Annotated in this window: 12 protein-coding genes; 2 read left to right on the top strand and 10 right to left on the bottom strand. The window is 66.7% G+C overall.

Translation table 11 applies throughout. The features are described 5' to 3' along the window. Positions 1 to 4 precede the first annotated feature (4 nt). Entirely contained in the window at positions 5 to 1,690 is a 1,686-nt protein-coding gene (purH, locus tag AC1DEM_RS07135) for a bifunctional phosphoribosylaminoimidazolecarboxamide formyltransferase/IMP cyclohydrolase (protein ID WP_476883811.1), read from the top strand. A 1,074-nt stretch (positions 1,691 to 2,764) separates the two neighbouring features. Here the strand turns inward: purH and AC1DEM_RS07130 are convergent. After that, positions 2,765 to 3,769 carry a trypsin-like serine peptidase gene (locus AC1DEM_RS07130; RefSeq protein WP_476883810.1) on the bottom strand — a complete coding sequence of 335 codons (1,005 nt, stop codon included), beginning with the start codon at positions 3,767 to 3,769 and terminating at the stop codon, positions 2,765 to 2,767. A gap of 245 nt (positions 3,770 to 4,014) precedes the next feature. Here AC1DEM_RS07130 and AC1DEM_RS07125 point away from each other — a divergent pair, with 245 nt between their 5' ends. After that, positions 4,015 to 6,237, top strand: a complete 2,223-nt coding sequence (locus AC1DEM_RS07125) for an NADP-dependent isocitrate dehydrogenase (RefSeq protein WP_476883809.1) — start codon at positions 4,015 to 4,017, stop codon at positions 6,235 to 6,237. Between the two features lie 173 nt (positions 6,238 to 6,410). Here the strand turns inward: AC1DEM_RS07125 and AC1DEM_RS07120 are convergent, their stop codons facing one another. The 9 genes from AC1DEM_RS07120 to mmsA all read right to left on the bottom strand — a co-directional run bounded on the left by AC1DEM_RS07120 (position 6,411) and on the right by mmsA (position 18,930). Further along, positions 6,411 to 6,995 (bottom strand): SRPBCC family protein, encoded by a 585-nt coding sequence (locus tag AC1DEM_RS07120; RefSeq protein WP_476883808.1) that lies wholly within the window; start codon positions 6,993 to 6,995, stop codon positions 6,411 to 6,413. 214 nt (positions 6,996 to 7,209) lie between these two features. Continuing rightward, positions 7,210 to 7,704 carry a mucin-associated surface protein gene (locus AC1DEM_RS07115; RefSeq protein WP_476883807.1) on the bottom strand — a complete coding sequence of 165 codons (495 nt, stop codon included), beginning with the start codon at positions 7,702 to 7,704 and terminating at the stop codon, positions 7,210 to 7,212. Positions 7,705 to 7,751: 47 nt separating this feature from the next. After that, the gene (locus AC1DEM_RS07110; RefSeq protein ID WP_476883854.1) at positions 7,752 to 9,002 is read right to left on the bottom strand and encodes a serine/threonine-protein kinase; all 1,251 of its coding nucleotides are present in this window, start codon (positions 9,000 to 9,002) and stop codon (positions 7,752 to 7,754) included. A gap of 2,068 nt (positions 9,003 to 11,070) precedes the next feature. Beyond that, positions 11,071 to 12,141 carry a Gfo/Idh/MocA family protein gene (locus tag AC1DEM_RS07105; protein WP_476883806.1) on the bottom strand — a complete coding sequence of 357 codons (1,071 nt, stop codon included), beginning with the start codon at positions 12,139 to 12,141 and terminating at the stop codon, positions 11,071 to 11,073. Between the two features lie 248 nt (positions 12,142 to 12,389). Next, the gene (locus AC1DEM_RS07100) at positions 12,390 to 13,097 is read right to left on the bottom strand and encodes an ABC transporter ATP-binding protein (RefSeq protein WP_476883805.1); all 708 of its coding nucleotides are present in this window, start codon (positions 13,095 to 13,097) and stop codon (positions 12,390 to 12,392) included. 2 nt (positions 13,098 to 13,099) lie between these two features. Continuing rightward, positions 13,100 to 14,548, bottom strand: a complete 1,449-nt coding sequence (locus AC1DEM_RS07095; protein ID WP_476883804.1) for an ABC transporter permease — start codon at positions 14,546 to 14,548, stop codon at positions 13,100 to 13,102. Between the two features lie 333 nt (positions 14,549 to 14,881). Next, a complete protein-coding gene (locus tag AC1DEM_RS07090) occupies positions 14,882 to 15,985 on the bottom strand; it encodes a substrate-binding domain-containing protein (protein ID WP_476883803.1) in 1,104 nt (367 codons plus the stop codon). Positions 15,986 to 16,050: 65 nt separating this feature from the next. Continuing rightward, positions 16,051 to 17,319 carry a multiple monosaccharide ABC transporter permease gene (gene mmsB / locus AC1DEM_RS07085; protein WP_476883802.1) on the bottom strand — a complete coding sequence of 423 codons (1,269 nt, stop codon included), beginning with the start codon at positions 17,317 to 17,319 and terminating at the stop codon, positions 16,051 to 16,053. A 54-nt stretch (positions 17,320 to 17,373) separates the two neighbouring features. Next, positions 17,374 to 18,930, bottom strand: coding sequence for a multiple monosaccharide ABC transporter ATP-binding protein (mmsA, locus tag AC1DEM_RS07080; RefSeq protein ID WP_476883801.1), 1,557 nt, complete (start codon positions 18,928 to 18,930; stop codon positions 17,374 to 17,376). Position 18,931: the final 1 nt, after the last annotated feature.

Below are 18,931 nucleotides of genomic sequence, written 5' to 3'. Positions count from 1 at the left end.
TTTTGTGAGCTTCACGCAGCTTGACCGTGTATCCATCGACCGAGTGCCCATCCGCCGGGCACTGATTTCGGTCTACGACAAGACCGGTCTGGAGGAGCTCGCTCAGGGCCTGCACGCCGCCGGCGTCAAGATCGTCTCCACGGGCTCCACGGCCAAGAAGATCGCAGCCGCGGGCATCCCCGTGCAGGAAGTCGAGGAAGTCACCGGCTCCCCGGAAATGCTGGACGGCCGGGTCAAGACCCTGCACCCGCGCGTGCACGGCGGCATCCTCGCGGACCGCCGCGTCCCGGCCCACATGCAGACGCTGGCGGACATGGAGATCGAGCCGTTCGACCTCGTCGTCGTCAACCTCTACCCCTTCGTGGAGACCGTGAAGTCCGGTGCCGCGCCGGACGACGTCGTCGAGCAGATCGACATCGGCGGCCCCGCGATGGTGCGCTCCGCCGCGAAGAACCACGCCGCCGTCGCCATCGTGGTGGACCCGTCATCCTACGGTGCCGTGGTGGAGGCAGCCGCCTCGGGCGGCTTTGACCTGAAGACCCGGCGCCGGCTCGCCGCCAAGGCGTTCGCGCACACCGCGGCCTACGACACCGCCGTGGCCACGTGGACCGCCAGCCAATTCCGCGACGAGGACGGCGACGGCGTGATCGACTGGCCCGCCTACGCCGGCCTGGCCCTGGAACGCTCCGAGGTGCTCCGCTACGGCGAAAACCCGCACCAGCAGGCCGCACTGTATGTTGACAAGGCCGCCCCGGCCGGGATCGCGCAGGCCGACCAGCTGCACGGCAAGGCCATGAGCTACAACAACTTCGTCGACGCCGACGCCGCCCTGCGCGCCGCCTTCGACTTCGCCGAGCCCGCCGTCGCCATCATCAAGCACGCCAACCCCTGCGGCGTGGCCGTGGGTTCCGCGTCCGCGGCTGACCCCATCGCCGACGCTCACGCCAAGGCCCACGCCTGCGATCCCGTGTCCGCGTTCGGCGGCGTCATCGCCGCGAACCGCACGGTCACCGCCGGCATGGCGCGGACCGTCGCCGGCATCTTCACGGAGGTCGTGATCGCGCCGGGCTTCGACGCCGAGGCCGTGGAGATCCTGTCCAAGAAGAAGAACATCCGCCTCCTGGCCCTCCCCGACGGATACGGCCGCTACCCGACCGAGTTCCGCCAGGTCTCCGGCGGCATGCTGGTCCAGGCCACGGACAAGGTCGACGCCGACGGCGACACCCCCGCGAACTGGACCCTCGCCGCGGGTGACGCCGCCGACGCCGCCACCCTGGCCGACCTCGCGTTCGCCTGGACCGCCTGCCGCGCAGCGAAGTCCAACGCCATCCTGCTCGCGGACAACGGTGCCGCCGTCGGCATCGGCATGGGACAGGTCAATCGGCTCGATTCCTGCAAGCTTGCTGTCGAGCGCGCCAACACCCTCGGCGTCACCGTGGCGTCCGATGTCGACGGCGCAGGCGGGGCCTCCAACGCCGACGCCAGCGGTTCGCCGGAGCGCGCACGCGGCGCGGTGGCGGCCTCCGACGCGTTCTTCCCGTTCGCCGACGGACTCCAGATCCTGATCGATGCCGGCGTCCGCGCCGTGGTCCAGCCCGGCGGATCCGTTCGGGACGAGGAAGTCATCGCCGCGGCCAACGCCGCCGGCATCACCATGTACTTCACGGGAGCCCGCCACTTCTTCCACTAGTCCTTTTTTCACTAGGCCTTTGGTTCGGTGCACTGAGGTCTGACTGGACCCGCCGGGGCACCAGGAAGCCCCACAAAGAATGGACATGCCCTCCCTTATCCGGAGGGCATGTCCATTTTTGTGCCTAAGAGTGGGGTGGTGGCCGGACCACGGGATATGCCCATTCATTCCGCGGGACATGCTCAATTTTCGCGGCATGGAGTGGGCATGTGGGGGATATGTCCAGGCCTCGGGGTGTGCGTAGGGAATGTCCCGTGGGCTCTGACCCGGGCAGGGTCAACGAGGGGACATGCTCATTCTTGCCAGGGGCATGCTCGTTCATCGCGGAGAGCATGAGCGCGTAGAGGCAGCTCCGCGGGACATGCTCGATTTTCGCGGCAAGGGGTGGGCATGTGGGGGATATGTCCAGGCCTCGGGATGTGCGGAGAGCATGCCCCGTGAGCTCTGACCCGGGCAGGGCTAACCGGGGAGCATGCTTATTCTTGCCGAAGCTCCTAGACAGCTCCGCGGGACATGCTCATTCTTTCCGCGGGACGTGCTCGTTTATTGCGGTAAGGAGTGGGCATATGGGGGATATGTCCAGGCCTCCGGGCGTGCGGAGAGCATGTCCCGTGGGCTCTGGTCCTGGCAGGGCCAACTTGGGGACATGCTCTTTCTTGCCAGGGACATGCTCTTTCTTGCCGCGGGGCATGCTCATTCATCGCGGAGGGTCGTGGACAGGCCCGGGACATGCTCATTTTTCACGCCAAAGCCCGGACATAGGGGGTATATGTCCGGGCCTTGGCGGGTGGGGAGGGCATGTCCAGCGGTGATCCACCGTGCCTATTGATGCCAGCGCGGGTTGATGCCAGCGCGGGGCCACCGCGTCCTCCCCACTGCTGAAGAGGGGCCGCAATAACCCCACGCTGGGGTAACAAGGGTTGGGTAACGAGGCCGGGGTAAACAAGGTTGAACAAACAGGGCTGGGCAACAATGCCGGGGTGCCCGCGCTTGGGGTAACAAGGGTTGGGCAACGAAGCTGAGTTAACAAGCCCGGTGCACGGGCCCCGCGTGTACGGGGCCAGTGCCCTCAGGCTAGGAGGCGGCCGCGGTGGTGTACGCCTGCTGGATGACTGTGCCCCAGTACGGGCCGTACATCTTGGTGGAGTTGGTGCCGTAGCCGTAGCTGTTGATGGAGTTCTGGTAGCCGGAGGCGCTGGTGCCGATGAACCACGGACCGCCCGAGGAACCACCGGTCATGTTGCAGGCGATCCCCTGGGTGTTGAACTGCGGGTTGTAGGGATCGTTGGAGGCGGTGCCGGAGCAGCTCTTGAGGGATTCCCCGTTGAAGGGCGCCGCGGCGGGGTAGCCGAATGACTTGTAGCTCAGGCCGCGGGCGGCGTTGAACTGCAGCCCGGAGCCGCCGACGACGTCGCTCAGGTACTGGCCGTTGAGCGTGGACATGACGGCGAAGCCGGTGTCGTAGGTCATGTCGCCCGAGGAGCTCCACTGGGTGGGGGCGTAGAGGGCCTTGGCCGTCCACATACCGTAGGGGGCCGCGCCGTTGAGGTACGCCGGGACGAACGTGAACTTGGTGGCGAAGGCGCCCGGGCCCTCATTCACGCAGTGTCCCGCTGTGGTGACCGTGCTCTTGTTGGCGGAGGAGACCGAGTTGCCGGAGCAGACGTAGTTGGTCCCGCCGAGGGTGAAGAAGACCTTGCCGATGTGCGGGACGGGGGTCTCGCTCGCATTCGCCTTGGTCTGAAGCGTCTGGGACTGCTGCTTCGGTGCGGCTGCCTCGACCGTGCTCGGGGCGGCACCCTCCAGCAGTGCCGCCGCGGGCTTAGCCGTGGCCTTGCCATTGCGTTTCATGGCCTTGTCCGCCAGGACGTCGCCGGGAACGGCGTTGCGCATGCGTTCCGCGGTCCAGTAGCCGGCCGTCCCTGTTTCGGTGACGGTGTGGCTTGCGACATCGGAGGCGGAAACCGGTGCCTTGGCCGGCGCGGGGGAGGCGGTGGCCGCCCCCGCGGCACTCAGGGCCAGCAGTGCGGCGGCCGACAGTGTCAGCAGGTTGGTGGCCAGAGTCTTGGGTGTTCTCATGGTGTCCTAACCGGTGGAAATGCGGGGCGGCCGCTGGTTGGCGGCCGCTGGATGGAACGAAACTACGGCAAATTGACTAATCTGTAAAGTAGCTTGTCAATTCTTGTTAAGCGGCGTTGAGGTGTCACGCATCCGCCCGCGCACGACGCCGGTAGGCACCAACGGGGGCACCTCGGGTAAGTTAGGGGTGTTGAGATAACACAAGATTCCGGAAATACCCAGACCTTCAGGGAGACGCCCGAGCAATGGCAAAGATTATCTATACCCACACCGACGAAGCGCCGATGCTGGCCACCTATTCGTTCTTGCCGATCATTGAGGCGTTCGCCTCGACGGCCGGTGTGGAAGTGGAGACCCGCGACATCTCGCTGGCCGGCCGCATCATCGCCGCGTTCGGCGACTACCTCACCGAAGAGCAGCGCCTCAGCGACGCCCTGGCCGAGCTTGGCGCCCTTGCCAAGACGCCCGAAGCCAACATCATCAAGCTGCCCAACATCAGCGCCTCCGTGCCGCAGCTGAAGGCCGCAGTCGCCGAGCTCCAGGGCCACGGCTACGCCCTGCCGGACTACCCGGACAACCCCTCCTCGGATGAGGAAACGGACATCCGGTCCCGCTACGACAAGATCAAGGGCTCCGCCGTGAACCCGGTCCTGCGCGAAGGCAACTCGGACCGCCGTGCCCCGCTGTCGGTCAAGAACTACGCCCGCCAGAACCCGCACAGCATGGGTGCGTGGACCCCGGACTCCAAGACCAACGTGGCCCACATGGAGGCCGATGACTTCCGCTCCAACGAGAAGTCTGTGGTGATCGATGCGGACACCAACATCAAGATCCAGCTCGTCAAGGAAGACGGCACGGTCAAGGTCCTCAAGCGTGCCTTCCCGGTCCTGGCCGGCGAGGTCATCGACGGCACCGTGATGCGCGCGGCGGCCCTGGATGCTTTCCTGGCCGCCCAGGTGGTCCGGGCCAAGGATGAGGGCGTGCTGTTCTCCGCCCACCTGAAGGCCACCATGATGAAGGTTTCGGACCCGATCATCTTCGGCCACGTCGTCAAGGCCTACTTCGCTGACCTCTTCGCCACCTACGGCGAGCAGATCGCCGCCGCCGGCCTGAGCCCCAACAACGGCCTGGCCTCCATCCTCAACGGCCTCGAGGACCTCCCGGAGGAGATCCGCGGCGACGTCCAGGCAGCCATCGAAAAGGGCCTCAACGACGGTCCCGAACTCGCCATGGTCGACTCCGACAAGGGCATCACCAACCTGCATGTGCCCTCCGACGTGATCGTCGACGCCTCAATGCCGGCCATGATCCGCAGCTCCGGCCACATGTGGGGCCGCGACGGCAAGGAAGCCGACACCCTCGCCGTCCTCCCGGACAGCAGCTACGCCGGCATCTACCAGGTGGTCGTCGACGACTGCCGGGCCCACGGCGCCTTCGATCCCACCACCATGGGCACCGTCCCGAACGTCGGCCTCATGGCCCAGGCCGCCGAGGAATACGGCAGCCACGACAAGACGTTTGAGATCCAGTCAGCAGGCACGGTCCAGATCGTCGACGACGCCGGCACCGTGCTGATCGAGCACCAGGTCGCCCCGGGCGACATCTGGCGCGCCTGCCAGACCAAGGACGTGCCGATCCGTGACTGGGTCAAGCTGGCCGTCACCCGTGCCCGCGCCTCCGCCACGCCCGCCGTCTTCTGGCTGGACAAGGGCCGCGCGCACGACGCCCGGATGATCGCCAAGGTGGAGGAATACCTCAAGGACCACGACACCGAGGGCCTGGAAATCGCCATCATGTCCCCGGACAAGGCCACCGCCTTCACGGTGGAACGCCTCCGCAAGGGCGAGGACACCATCTCGGTGACCGGCAACGTGCTCCGCGACTACCTCACGGACCTCTTCCCGATCCTGGAACTGGGCACCAGCGCCAAGATGCTTTCCGTGGTGCCGCTGATCAACGGCGGCGGCCTGTTCGAGACCGGCGCCGGTGGCTCCGCCCCGAAGCACGTCCAGCAGCTGCTCAAGGAAAACCACCTGCGCTGGGACAGCCTGGGTGAATTCCTCGCCCTGGCCGTCAGCTTCGAGCACCTCGCCACCAGCACCGGCAACGCCCGTGCCCAGGTCCTGGCCGACACCCTGGACCGCGCCACCGGCACGTTCCTGCTGGAGGACAAGTCCCCGAAGCGCAAGGCCGGCGAGCTCGACAACCGCGGCAGCCACTTCTACCTGGCCAAGTTCTGGGCCCAGGAACTGGCCCGCCAGACCGACGACGCCGAGCTCGCCGCGGCTTTTGCCGCCGTTTCGGACGCGCTGAACTCAAACGAAGACACCATCACCGGCGAACTCCTGGCCGTGCAGGGCTCCGCGGTAGACATCGGCGGGTACTACCGTCCGGACGCAGCCAAGGCCTCAGCGGTCATGCGCCCGTCTGCGACGTTCAGCGAAGTGCTTGCGACGCTGACCAAGTAGTCCCGCCGCAGAGCAGGCAACATTCCGGCATCGCCCGGTTGATCGCCACGTAAAACGCCCCGTCTCCCGAAACGGAGGCGGGGCGTTTTGCTGCCAGTCCGCAAAATGCAAACCAGGTGGGTCAGCGCATACCTGGCTGATCTGCGCAGATCAGCCAGGTCAGTGTTACCCGGTCAGCGCTGCTGTTCCTGGCCGAAGGGCGGCTCGGAGGCAAGGTCCGGATCGGCGTCCACGCGCTGGAAGGCAGGTTCCGTGCCGTAGTCCACTTCTTCCTGGAGCGGTACGGCAGTAGTGGCACCGGGCGCGACGGGGTCCACGCGTCCGCGCCATCCGCCCGTCTCGGCGCCGCGCCCTTCGATAAACTGCTTGAATTTCTTCAGGTCGGCAGCAACCTGACGGGAATCAAGGCCTATGGCCGCGCCGATCTTTTCCGCAGCCGAGTCCGGCTCCCAGGTCAGCTCGACGTTCACTTTCGTTTCGGCGTCGCCGAGGGCATCGAACCAGACGGTGCCAGCGTTCCGTGGTTCATCAATGCTTTCCCACGATACGCGCTGGTCCGGTTCCTGCGTAGTGATCCGCGCGTCGTACTCACGCCGGACGCCGCCGATGCTGGTCTTGAAATGGACAGTGGTGTCGTCCAGCTGACTAACGGATTCCACGCCGCTCATGAAGTGCGGAAATTCCTCGAACTGCGTCCACTGGTTGTAGGCCTGGCTCAGCGGAACGTTGACTTCGATGGATTCCTGAACAGTTGCCATGCAGGCGTGACTCCTTCGATTGGCGGACGGCAGTCCGCGATTCTTGTCGTTGACCGGCACAAAGCCGTTCCTCCACGCTAGCGGGCTTCCGCCGAAATAGTAAGCAGGCTGAGGATGGCGACGGCGGAAGCGCTACGGTCGGTCTGCGGCCGTGCGGACGCGCGTTGCCGACCAACGTGTCCTGACACCGGTGAGGCAGCAGGCAACTCCTGCCTCACCCCTTGCCCTTCCCCTTCTCCTTCGGCTTGTCTTTCGGCTTGCCCTTCGCGCTCCCAGTACCGTTGGCGGCTGGCGCCCGGACCGGCGCCGGTGCGACGGCGGCCGGGGCTGCCTTCGCGGCCGCCGCTGCTTGCGCGGCCGCTTGGGCCGCGGCAGCTTGTTTAGCCGCAGCTGTTTCCGCCGCTTTTCGGGCTGCCTCGGCCGCCGCCTGCTGCGCGACCAGGTCTGCCCGGACGGCGTCGATCGACGACTTGATGCTCTGGTGCCGTCTGAACGACACTTCGCCGCTCGCGGCGGCGGCATCCAAGCGGGTCAGCAGTTCGTCGAGGTGTTTCAGGGCTCCGGCGCGATCATTGGCGGCCGCAGCCTGGCTGACGGCCAGGACCTGGGTTTGCAGTTGGCTGGCCGCGCTGCGGCCCAGCTCGGGGGCAGGGCTGCACCCGGCCAGCGCCCCGGCTGCCAGCAGTCCTGCGAGGAGAGCTGCAGGCATCCGATGCCTGGAACGGCTGCGGTGGTGCCCGGCTGTTCGCGAATGGCTCACGGTTCCACGCCCTTCTGCAGATCCTTCAGATGATCGCCGAGCGGCCCCGTGACGGTGGGGTAGGGGACGACGTCGGGGGCAGCAGGGGCGGACAGGGCGAGCGCGACTGTTGCCCCGACAGCAAGAATTGCCAGCACGGCGAGCAGCAGAGCCACGCGAGTGCGGAGCCGGGCCCGGCGGAACCATGCGGCAGCGCGCTTTAGCGGCGGCCGGTTAAGCGAGGGACGGTGGCGCGGCCGGGGCGGCAAAGCATCCGGGTCCAGCCAGTTCAGGGGGCGTGTCCCCGCTGCAGCTGCAGCTGCGTCTTCGGGCCGGGGCCGGGGCCGGCGGGGCCGCTTTGCGGGCGGGGCTGGGAGTATCCGTGTGGTTTCCGCGCTGACGGGCCCCGGCAGGGAACCTGGGGAAACGAGGGCCGTCCGGAAGGCTGCCTCAAGTTCGGCGGCCGAGGGGCGGTCCGAGGGTTCGAGGACTGTCATGGCCTGGATAAGGCGGGCCCACTCCCCGGGCACGGCGTCCGGAATGACCGGCGCCCGGTGCAAGCGGGCCACGGCGGATTCGACGGCGCTGCCCGGGTACTCCACTTCGCCCTTGAGGCATTCGAGCAGGACCAGGCCCAGGGAGTAGATGTCGCTCGCCGGACCGAGGTCGGCGCCGCGGGCCTGTTCCGGGCTGAGATAGGCGGCGGTCCCCACCATGGTTCCCGTGGCTGTAAGCCGGGTCCCGTCGATGATTCGGGCGATGCCGAAGTCCGTCAGCTTGGGCCGAAACGGCTCTCCCGGCCGGACCGGCACCAGGAGGATATTGGCGGGCTTGATGTCCCGGTGAACGATGCCGAGGCCATGGACGTAGGCGAGGGCGTCGGCGATCCCGGCGCCCACCACTGCCAACTCGTCAAGGGGCAGGGGGCTGTGACGAATCCGGGTCCGCAGATCCTGGCCGTCCACAAGCTCCATGGTCAGGAAGGGCCGGGGCTCCTCGGGAATCCGGGTGTCCGTCCCGGCGTCGAACAGCGTCACCAGGCTTGGATGGTTCAGGGTCGCCAGCAGTTGGATCTCTGCTTCCTGCCGGCGAAGCTCGTCAGGATCGGCCGATTGAGGTGCGAAGAGTTTCAGGGCAACGTCCCGTCCAAGGTTCAGGTCCTTGGCGGTGTAGACCGAAGCCATGCCGCCCCGGCCAATCACTTCCCCCAGCTGATAGCGGCCGCCCAAGGGCTCGGCCGTGACGCTGTTGGGCGAACTGTCCACAATGTCCCCATACCTTCCGTATGCGCACTGGCGGCGCTCCTAAAGAATGATAAGGGCAATTAGTATCCGCTTCTGTTCGTTCGGCAGATCCGCTCAGGGGGCAGACGCACCTGGCCCGGCAATGAACGGCATTGCCAGGCCGGCCGTTCACTCGCCGGCGCCCTTCCGCCGGAGCCAGAGCATGCCGTTGGGTCCCCCAGCGGACCCAACGACCTCGCTCCGGCGGTTACGCGACTCGACGGGAGCAGAGGCCTGCGTTAGGGCGGCCGGGGTTTGCAGCCGGGGCGCGGCTGCGGACCGGAATGCTCAGGATACGCGGGAGCGCGTCGTCCCCGGGTCCGCCCTACTCTTGCCGGCACTTCTCGTGCCAGCCAAGGCGCTGACAGGGAGGGCATGGATTTGGAGGGTATGGACGGTGGTGGCACTGAGGCGGAGCACGTGAGCGATGATGGCGCTGACAGGGTCAGGCTGACGCGAATTGGGGTACCGGGAACCGGGCGGTGGACGGTCGAGTCCATTGAGAATTCTCCTGGGTGACTGTTAGCGGGCGGCCAAGGCAGCCCGACGGGCCGCGCTCTGTGGAGGCAGAGACGGCCCGACTAGTCAGGAGAAGAACCGGGATCAGCGCAAACGGCTGCGTACTCGTGCTGGAGCGGACCGCCGATGGGGTCGGCCCCGATCGTGGGCAGGTAGAAGAACAGGCTGGGCATCCACGCAGCCGTTCCGCCTGGCCCGTTGGGGGAGTTCCCGTTCCCGGACCCCGAGCCCGGCGCAGGCGGGAGTGCTTCCGGCGCTGGCAGGCCCGTGCCGCCATGCCACGGGCTCGGGCTCGGGCCCGGGTTCCCGGAGGGAGCCGGCTGGGCGCCAGTCCCGGCAGGGCGGTCAGCCGAAGGGGCCGCGCCCAGCCGGACAGGTGCCGCTGCCGCTGCCCGAGGTTCAGGCATCAGCCAGGAGCCATAGGCTACTGGTGCAATCTGGGGCTGGTATGCCTCGAGGGGACGGGCCGCATCGGGACCGGTGGAATCGGGCGACGGCTGCCGCGGTGCGGATGAGTGGGCGGTGCCTGCTTTTGCGGTGCCTGCTTTTCCGGTACCGGCGGAAGCGCCAGCCGACGTCGATGCGCCGTCGATGGCTGCCGGCGTCCCCACTGGCGTCCCCGCTGGGACACCGCCCGGAACGACACCGCCCGGAACGACACCGCCCGGCGGCACGGCCGCGGGGCCACCGGGCAGCGGGGCGGCTGGATCAGGAACCGGAACCGTGGGGTCTACAACTGGCGGAACAACGCCGGGATCCGGTGCCGCGGGGTCCACGACCGGTGGGACAACGACCGGTGGGACAACAACCGGTGGGTCCACGACCGGTGGGACAACGACCGGTGGGACAACAACCGGTGGGTCCACGACCGGTGGGACAACAACAGGGTCCGGGACGGCGGGGTCCACCGCTGGCGGGGTCACTGCCGGATCGGGCAGCGCCGGGTCGACTGCCGCTGGAGTCGGGTCGGGTGCCGCGGGCACCGTGGCGGACGGTGGGGAATCCGGAACCGGAGCCGCCGAGCCCGGGTCAGCCTGCGCGGGCTGGTAAGCGTCGGCGGGAGCAACGTCCGAGACATCCGGTCGTGGGCCCGGAACTGCACCAGCGGACCATGTGCCCGGCGGGGCCGGGGCGATATCCACGGAGGCCAGGCCGTCGAGGGAGGTAACGGGGAGGCCGTCGGCGTTCCTGCACTCGGCGGCCGCCGCTCTGTCGCCGGCGGCGTCGGCCGTCCCGGCTAACGTGCACGTGTCATCCGCTTGTGCGGCCGTACCGGAAAGGGTCAGCCATGCGGCACCGGCGACGGCGACAAAGAGCATGCGGCGCAAGGGGCGCATGGGGAGCATGCGGCGCAGGGTGCGGCCCGCGCGGGAGGACGCTGCTGCTGGATCCATGCGCGCACCCCCGCTCCCCGAAGACTGGACGATTGCCTACAGGGTAAGTCGGCCCCAGCGGGAGAGTCCAGAGCGGAACCGAAACTGTACGCATACCGAGACCCTCGGAATGCGCTCGCGAAGGTGCCCGCGGGACGTGTTCAGTGGACGTCGTTCGGGTAGGTCACCCCGAGTTGCGCGCGCACACCGTCGAAAAGCCTCATGGTGTTCAGGGAGTCCTCCAGTGGCATGACCGGACTCTCGGTGAGTCCATGCTGGATGCACCGCGTGACCTCCCGCAGTTCGTACGTGTAGCCCCGCCCGACCACCGCAAACAGCTCGGTCCGGGGATCGTCGAAGCCGATCCTGACCTGCAGTTCCTTGGGGTTGTTGATGGAACCGGACGTCTGGAGGAAGCCCTGGCTGCCGGCGACGGTGGCTGTGCGCGGCCCGTGCGCCAGCAACGAGGACGTCAGCTGGGCCTGCGCGCCGTGGTGGTAGCCAAGCGTCAAGGCATTCTGCGCGTCCACGCCTTCATCATTGAGCCAACCTGTGGCGCTGACAGTTTGCGGAAACCCCAGGGTGCCAAGTGCCCAGAGCAGCGGGTAGACCGTCAGATCCAGCAGGGCGCCGCCGCCATCCTTGGGCGCCCAGAGCCGGGAGGCGGGCGAGTACGGTGCCGGAAAGCCGAGATCCGCGCCCACCCACTTGACCGCGCCGATCTCGCCCGAGGCAGCGATCTCGAACGCCCGCTGCATGCTGGGCAGGAACCTGCTCCACACCGCCTCCATCAGGAACAGGCCGTTTGCCCGAGCCACTGCAATCAGCTCGGCCGCTTCCCGTGCGTTGACGGTGAGGGCCTTCTCGCACAGCACATGCTTGCCGGCGTTCAGGGCGGCAAGGGCGATCTTGTGGTGGTGGGCGTGTGGCGTGGCGACGTAGACGACGTCGACGCCGTCGTCGGCGAGCAGGCGGGCGTAACCGCTCACGCCGTCCCGGTCACCGTAGGAGCGCACAAAGCCGTAGTCGGCCGCGAACGCGTCCGCCGCGGCCTGGGTGCGGGAGCTGACCGCATACAGTTCCGCATCCGCCAGAAGTTCCAGGTCGCGGGTGACCGCAGCGGCGATCCCGCCGGTGGCGATGATGCCCCAGCGCAGCCGGGCGCCGGTGGCTGTGCGGGGATCCTGGTCCGGCTGGCTGAACAGCCACGGTTTCGCGATGAGGTCAGACATGGTGCCATCTTCTCACCCGGGGCGGACGGGCCGCGGTGTGGTCGGCCGTGGCACGCCGGAGCTTCAGCGCCGGCTGTTCAGCGCCGGAGGTTCAATTCAGGAGGTTCGGGTCAGACGTGTCGACGCCGGAACTGCGGGCGGGCCCCCAAGGCCCGCCCGCAGTCCTGACTTCCGCCGCATATCGGTCGTCCGCAGCTCCGACACCACAGCGGCGCCGCAGCGACGCCGCGCAGCGACGAAGGGCAGGCTTAGCTGGTGAGGGCCGCCGTCGCACGGGTCCGGGCCGGTTCCTCCGTGAGCCGGCCCTGCTGAAGCCGGAAGCGCCGGTCCGTTTTGTTGGCCAGGGCGCGGTCGTGGGTGACCACCAGGATGGTGGTGTTGTGGTCCCGGCTGAGCGTGCTGAGCAGTTCGATGATGTGCTCGCCGGTTTGTTCGTCCAGGTTGCCGGTGGGCTCATCGGCCAGGATCAGCTTGGGTTCGTTCGCCAGCGCCCGGGCAATCGCCACGCGCTGCTGCTCGCCGCCGGAGAGCCGGTTGATGCGCCGGACGTGCTTGTCCGGATCGAGCTGGACCTGTTCGAGCAGCTGCCGGGCCCGCTCGGCCCGGGCAGCCTTGCGCATCCCGGCAAACTCCATTGGCAGCATCACGTTGTCCACGGCCGAGAGATTCGGAATCAGGTTGAACTGCTGGAACACGAATCCGATGTCCCGGCGCCGGTAGTTGGTCAGCTTCCCGTCCGGCATGCTGGCCAGGCTCACGCCGTTGACCACCACATCGCCGCTGGTCGGCTTGTCCAACGCACCGAGCAAGGAGAGCAGGGTGCTCTTGCCGCTGCCGCTCTTGCCCACGATCGAGGCCAGCGTGCCCTGTTCGAGCTCGAAGCTGACATCGTTTACCGGCTTGATGGTCCGGTCGCCGGACTTGAACGTGCGGACCAGGTTCTTGACTTCGATCATGGCTACTCTCCTCGGAGGACTTCGATGGGACGGATGCGGGCGGTGAGCAGGGCGGGGACGAGGGCGCCGATGATGGCGACGCCGAACACCGCGGCGATGCCCGCGGCAATGACGCCGGGAGAGGCGCTCGCCGTCACGGAGGTCAGCAGCTGGCTGGCCCCGCCGAACGGTCCGCCCTGGCCGCCGGGGAAGCCGCCGCCCGGAAAGCCGCCAGCGCCGCCGCGCTGGCCAGTCGCCGCGCTTCTGATGGTGCTGGAGCTGCTTGAGCTGATAAGGGCGCTGGCAATGCCGCCGCTCGCGAGGGAGGCGACGGCGGCGCCCACCACGCTGCCCAGGGCCACCAGCACGAGGGCCTCCAGCACAAACTGCAGGCCGATGGTGCGGTTAGGGGCACCGATGGCCTTCAGCACGCCGATCTCGCGGCGGCGTTCGCGGACCAGCATGACCATGATCAGGAGGATGATCAGGCCTGCCGTGCCAAGGGCGGCAACGAAGGCGATGAAGGAAATATTCTTGACGCTGTCCAGCGAGCTGACGGCGGTCGCAAGGTTCCGCTGGCCCTGGGTGACGTCGGCCTTGCCGGAGCCGAGTGCCGCCTGCAGGGCGGTCTTGGCGGAATCGACGTTTTCCATGCTGTTGACCGTGACGATCATGGTGGAGAGTTCGCCCGGCAGCGCGGCGAGGGTCTGGGCGGTCGGAAGTGTCACATACAGGGCATTGTTGCCGAAGGCGGTGCCGGCGTCGAACAGGCCGTGCACGGTGAAGGTCTTGTCCTGGATGGTGAAGGTCGAGCCCACTTTGAGGCCGTTCTTCTCCGCCAGCGTGGTGCCCAGCAGGGCGCCGGTGGACGCGGCGGTGTAGGTGCCCAGGCCGGTGCCCTGCGTCAACTGCAGGGCCTTGCCGGTGGAGTCCACCTCGGCGCCAATGCCCGTTGCGGTGATGGGCAGCGAGAAGGCGGGGGCGGCCGCGGTAGTGCCGGTTCCGGATGCGGTGCTTCCCGTGGTGCCGGTACTGGCTTGGTTACGGTTGCCGAGCGTGCCGGCGTCGACGGCGGCCTTGAGGCTCGTGGTGACGGTCGTGGCCGACTGCCCGCCAGGGCCGCCTTGGCCTGTCCGTCCGGACGCCGCCTCGGCGGCAATCACAACGGCGTTGCGCAGGCGCAGTGTCTTGGTGCCCACTACGCTGCTGACGTTGGGGACGGCCGCCGCTATGGCGGCCTGTGCCGCGGTCAGCGGCTCGCCGCCGCCCTCGAAGCCCTGGCCGCCGGCCGGGTTCACGGTCAGGACCGTGCCCACCGAGGCATTCAGCTCGGCAACCTTGCCGGTGACGGCCTGGTTGGCCACGAGCATGGCCAGGGCAAGGCCGATGGCTACAGCCAGCACGGCCACCACCGCGGCGGTCCTGACCTTGTTTCGAAAGGCGTTGCCTACACTCCGGGCAAGAACGCTCACGGTACTCCTAATTATTCTTGGGTGTCGCTTGGGTGTCTCTTGCCGGACCCGATGTCCGGCGCTGATCCCACAGTGGTACGGGCCGCTGTGCGAACCTCGCTGTGAAGCTATGTGTCCGCTGTGAAGCTATGTGTGCGCTGTGAAGCGGATTGCGGCAGGCAGCGCCACCGCCGAGGAGCGACCCAGTGCGTCCCGGCCAACGCAGATGCCCCGGCCAACGCAGAAGCCCCGGCCAACGCAGGGGCCCCGGCAACGCAAGAGCCCCGGCCCTCCCTTGCGGGGGAGCCGGGGCTCTGTTGCCTGGCGCGCGACTGGCGCGTGCCGGGGCGGGAACTACTGCTTGGTGATCGGTCCGAGTACCGGGTCGTTGACGTAGGCCGTGTGGACGTTGTCCTTGGTCACGATGACCGGCTCCAGCAGGTACGCCGGAACAACCTTGTTGCCGTTGTTGTAGGACTTGTCGTCGTTGATCTCCGGCTTCTTGCCTGCCTGGATGTCGTTGACCATGACGATCGAGTGCTCAACGAGCGCGCGGGTGTCCTTGTTGATGGTGGAGTACTGCTCGCCCGCCATGATGGACTTGACGGACTCAACCTCGGAGTCCTGGCCTGTGACGATCGGGATCGGCTTGCCGGCGGCCTTGACGGAGGTGATGATCGCGCGGGCCAGCGTGTCGTTCGGGGACAGCACGCCGTCGAGCGGTGCGCTGCCGTAGGTTCCGGCGAGCAGGGTGTCCATGCGCTTCTGGGCGTTCTCGGCCTTCCAGCCCTGGGTGACGGCCTGTTCGAAGGTCGTCTGGCCGGAGAGGACCTTCAGGGTACCGTCGTCGATCTTCGGCTTCAGGACGCTCATGGCGCCGTCGAAGAAGACCTTCGCGTTGGCGTCATCAGGGGATCCTGCGAAAAGCTCGATGTTGTAGGGGCCTGACGGCTTCTTGCCCTTCATGCCGTCCAGCAGCGCCTTGCCCTGGAGTTCACCGACCTTGAAGTTGTCGTAGGCCACGTAGTAGTCCACGTCCGGGGTGTTCAGGAGCAGACGGTCGTAGGCGATGATCGTGGCGCCGGCGTCCTTGGCCTGCTTGAGCTGGGTGCCCAGCTGTGCACCGTCGATGGCACCGACGATGATGACTTTGTCACCCTTGGTGATCATGGCGCTGATCTGGTTCTGCTGCTCCGAAACGCCGCCGTTGGCGAACTGCACGTCCGGCTTGTAGCCGGCCTTGGTGAGACCGTCGTTGAACAGCTGCTCCGCCAGGACCCAGTTTTCGGAGGTCTTCTGGGGGAGTGCGACGCCGATCGCGGAGCCCTTCGGGAATGCTTCGCCTCCGGAGCTCGAGCCGCCGGTAGTCCCGGTGTCGGAACGGCCGCAGGCTGTCAGCGCCAGTGCCGCAATAGCAGCGATTGCTGCTGCCTTTCCTGCTTTACCAATCATTCGCATTGCTTGGTTCACTTTCTTTTGGTGGTGTGCGGAGAAATCGGGGAAACGTGGACCAGGGGAGCCTCTCAGGCTCCCTTGGAGATGACCTCTTTGGTGGACGTGGTCTCGTCGGCCTTGATCTCGCTGCTGCGGCCAAAGTTCTTCATGAGCATGCCGACCACGGACCTCTTGCCCTGGGACTTGTTGTAGACGTCGAACGCCACGGCGATCAGCAGGACCAGGCCCTTGATGATCTGGGTGAGGTCGGCGCCGACGCCGAGCAGCTGGAGGCCGTTGTTCAGCACGGCCATGACGAGGCCACCAATGATCGAGCCGATCACGGTGCCCACGCCGCCGGTGACTGCGGCGCCGCCGATGAAGACAGCCGCGATGGCGTCCAGTTCCCAGCCGACGCCGTCAAACGGGCCGGAGGCTGTGGAGCGGCCGACGAAGATCATCCCGGCGAGGCCGGCCAGGAAGGACATGTTCATCATGACCAGGAAGTTGACCTTTTTGGACTGGACGCCGGAGAGCTCGGCGGCGTGCCGGTTGCCGCCGACCGCGTAGATGTGGCGGCCGATGACGGTCCTGGAGGAGATGAAGCCGTACACGAGGATCAGGACGGCGAGGATCAGGCCCGGCACCGGGAAGGACGTGCCCGGCCGGCCGGTGGCGAAGAGGTAGGTGGCGTAGAGGATGGCGCCGCTGACCAGTACAAGTTTGAGGATCATGACCCAAGTTTCGGAGACCTCGGCGCCGAGCTTCTTGGCGTTGCGGCGGGACCGGATCTCGCTGAAGATCATGTACGCGACGGCGATCAGTCCAATGAGCATGGTGGGATTGTTGTAGCCGGTATTCGGGCCGAATTCAGGCAGGTAGCCGGAGCCGATGTACTGGAAATCCGTCGGGACCGGGATGGTGTTCGACTTGCCGACAAACTGGTTGGCGCCGCGGAAGATCAGCATGCCCGACAGTGTCACGATGAACGCCGGAATGCCGACGTAGGCCACCCAGAATCCCTGCCACATGCCGATCAGGACGCCAAGCCCCAGCCCCATCAGGACGCCGATGTACCAGGGCAGTCCCCAGTCGCGGATGAAGAGTGCCACGCAGACGCCCACGAAGGCCGCGACGGAGCCGACGGAGAGATCGATGTGGCCGGCGATGATGACCAGCACCATGCCGATGGCGAGGATCAGGATGTAGGAGTTGCCGTTGAAGAGGTTGATGACGTTGCCCGACGTGAGCGTGCGGCCCTCCGTGAAAATCTCGAAGAACACGATCAGCGCAACCAGGGCGAAGATCATGCCGAATTGGCGGGTGTTGCCGCCAAAGAGCTTCTTGAGCGCGTTCATTGTTTCAGTCCTTGTGTCCGGGGTGTTCGGATTGTTCTGGTTGGTCCCAAAGGGTCAGGCGGTTTTGCGGGCGGATGTCATGAGTTTCATGAGGTTTTCCTGGCTGGCTTGGTCCTTGTCCAGCACGCCGGTGATAGCGCCTTCGAAAATCGTGTAGATCCGGTCCGAGAGGCCCAGCAGCTCGGGCAGTTCCGAGGAAATGACGATCACGGCCTTGCCCTCGTTGGCCAGCTTCTGGATGATGCCGTAGATCTCGTACTTGGCCCCGACGTCGATCCCGCGGGTGGGCTCGTCCAGGATCAGCACGTCCGGGTCGGTGAACATCCACTTCGCCAGCACGACCTTCTGCTGGTTGCCGCCGGAGAGCTTCGCGACGCCTTCCTCCACGGAGGGCGTCTTGGTCCGCAGCGACTTCCGGTATTCCTCCGCGACGGCGTATTCCTTGTTCGCGTCCACCACGAAGCGCTTGCTGATCTTGCGCAGGTTCGCCGAGACGGTGGTGGCCTTGATGTCGTCGAGCAGGTTCAGGCCCAGGGACTTGCGGTCCTCCGTGACGTAGCCCAGCCCGGCGTCGATCGCCTGGCGGACGCTCTTGAGCTGCAGCTCCTTGCCGTCCTTGTAGACATGGCCGGAGATGAAGCGGCCGTAGGAGCGGCCGAACACGGACCGGGCCAGCTCGGTGCGCCCGGCCCCCATCAAACCCGCGAACCCGACGATCTCGCCGCGGCGGACGAAGAAGCTGGAGTTCTTGCACACCAGGCGGTCCTGGATGGCCGGGTGCCCGACGTTCCAGTTCTTCACCTCGAAGAGGACGTCGCCGATCTTCGGCTCGTGGTCCGGGAACCGGGATTCGAGCGTCCGGCCCACCATGCCCTTGATGATGCGGTCCTCGTCGACGCCGTCGGCCACGACGTTCAGGGTCTCGATCGACTTGCCGTCACGGATGATCGTGATCTCATCCGCGATCTGTTCGATCTCGTTGAGCTTGTGCGAAATGATGATCGAGGTGATGCCGCGGCCCTTCAGGCCCAGCATGAGGTCCAGCAGGTGCTGGGAGTCGGACTCATTCAGCGCCGCCGTGGGCTCGTCCAGGATCAGGAGCTTCACCGACTTGTTCAGGGCCTTGGCGATCTCGACGAGCTGCTGCTTGCCGACGCCGATCTCCTTGATGGGGGTGTCCGGGTCCTCGCGCAGCCCCACCCGTGCCAGCAGTTCGGTGGACCGCAGCCGGGCCTCGGCCCAGTCGATCACGCCGCGCTTGGTGGGCTCGTTGCCGAGGAAGATGTTCTCCATGATCGACAGCTCGGGGATGAGCGCGAGTTCCTGGTGGATGATCACGATTCCGGCGTGTTCGCTGGCCCGGATGTCCTTGAACTCCTGGACCTCGTTTTGGTACACGATGTCGCCCGTGTAGGTGCCGAAGGGGTAGACCCCTGAGAGCACCTTCATCAGGGTCGACTTCCCGGCGCCGTTCTCACCGCAGATGGCGTGGATCTCGCCGGCCTTCACCCGCAGGCTCACATCGGCCAAAGCTTTAACGCCGGGGAATTCCTTGGTGATGGAGCGCATCTCGAGGATTAGCGGATCACTGTGCGTGTTGAGGGACGTCATG

The sequence above is a fragment of the Arthrobacter sp. 05T420 genome (assembly GCF_056396305.1).
This window is presented reverse-complemented; position numbering and strand designations above follow the sequence as displayed.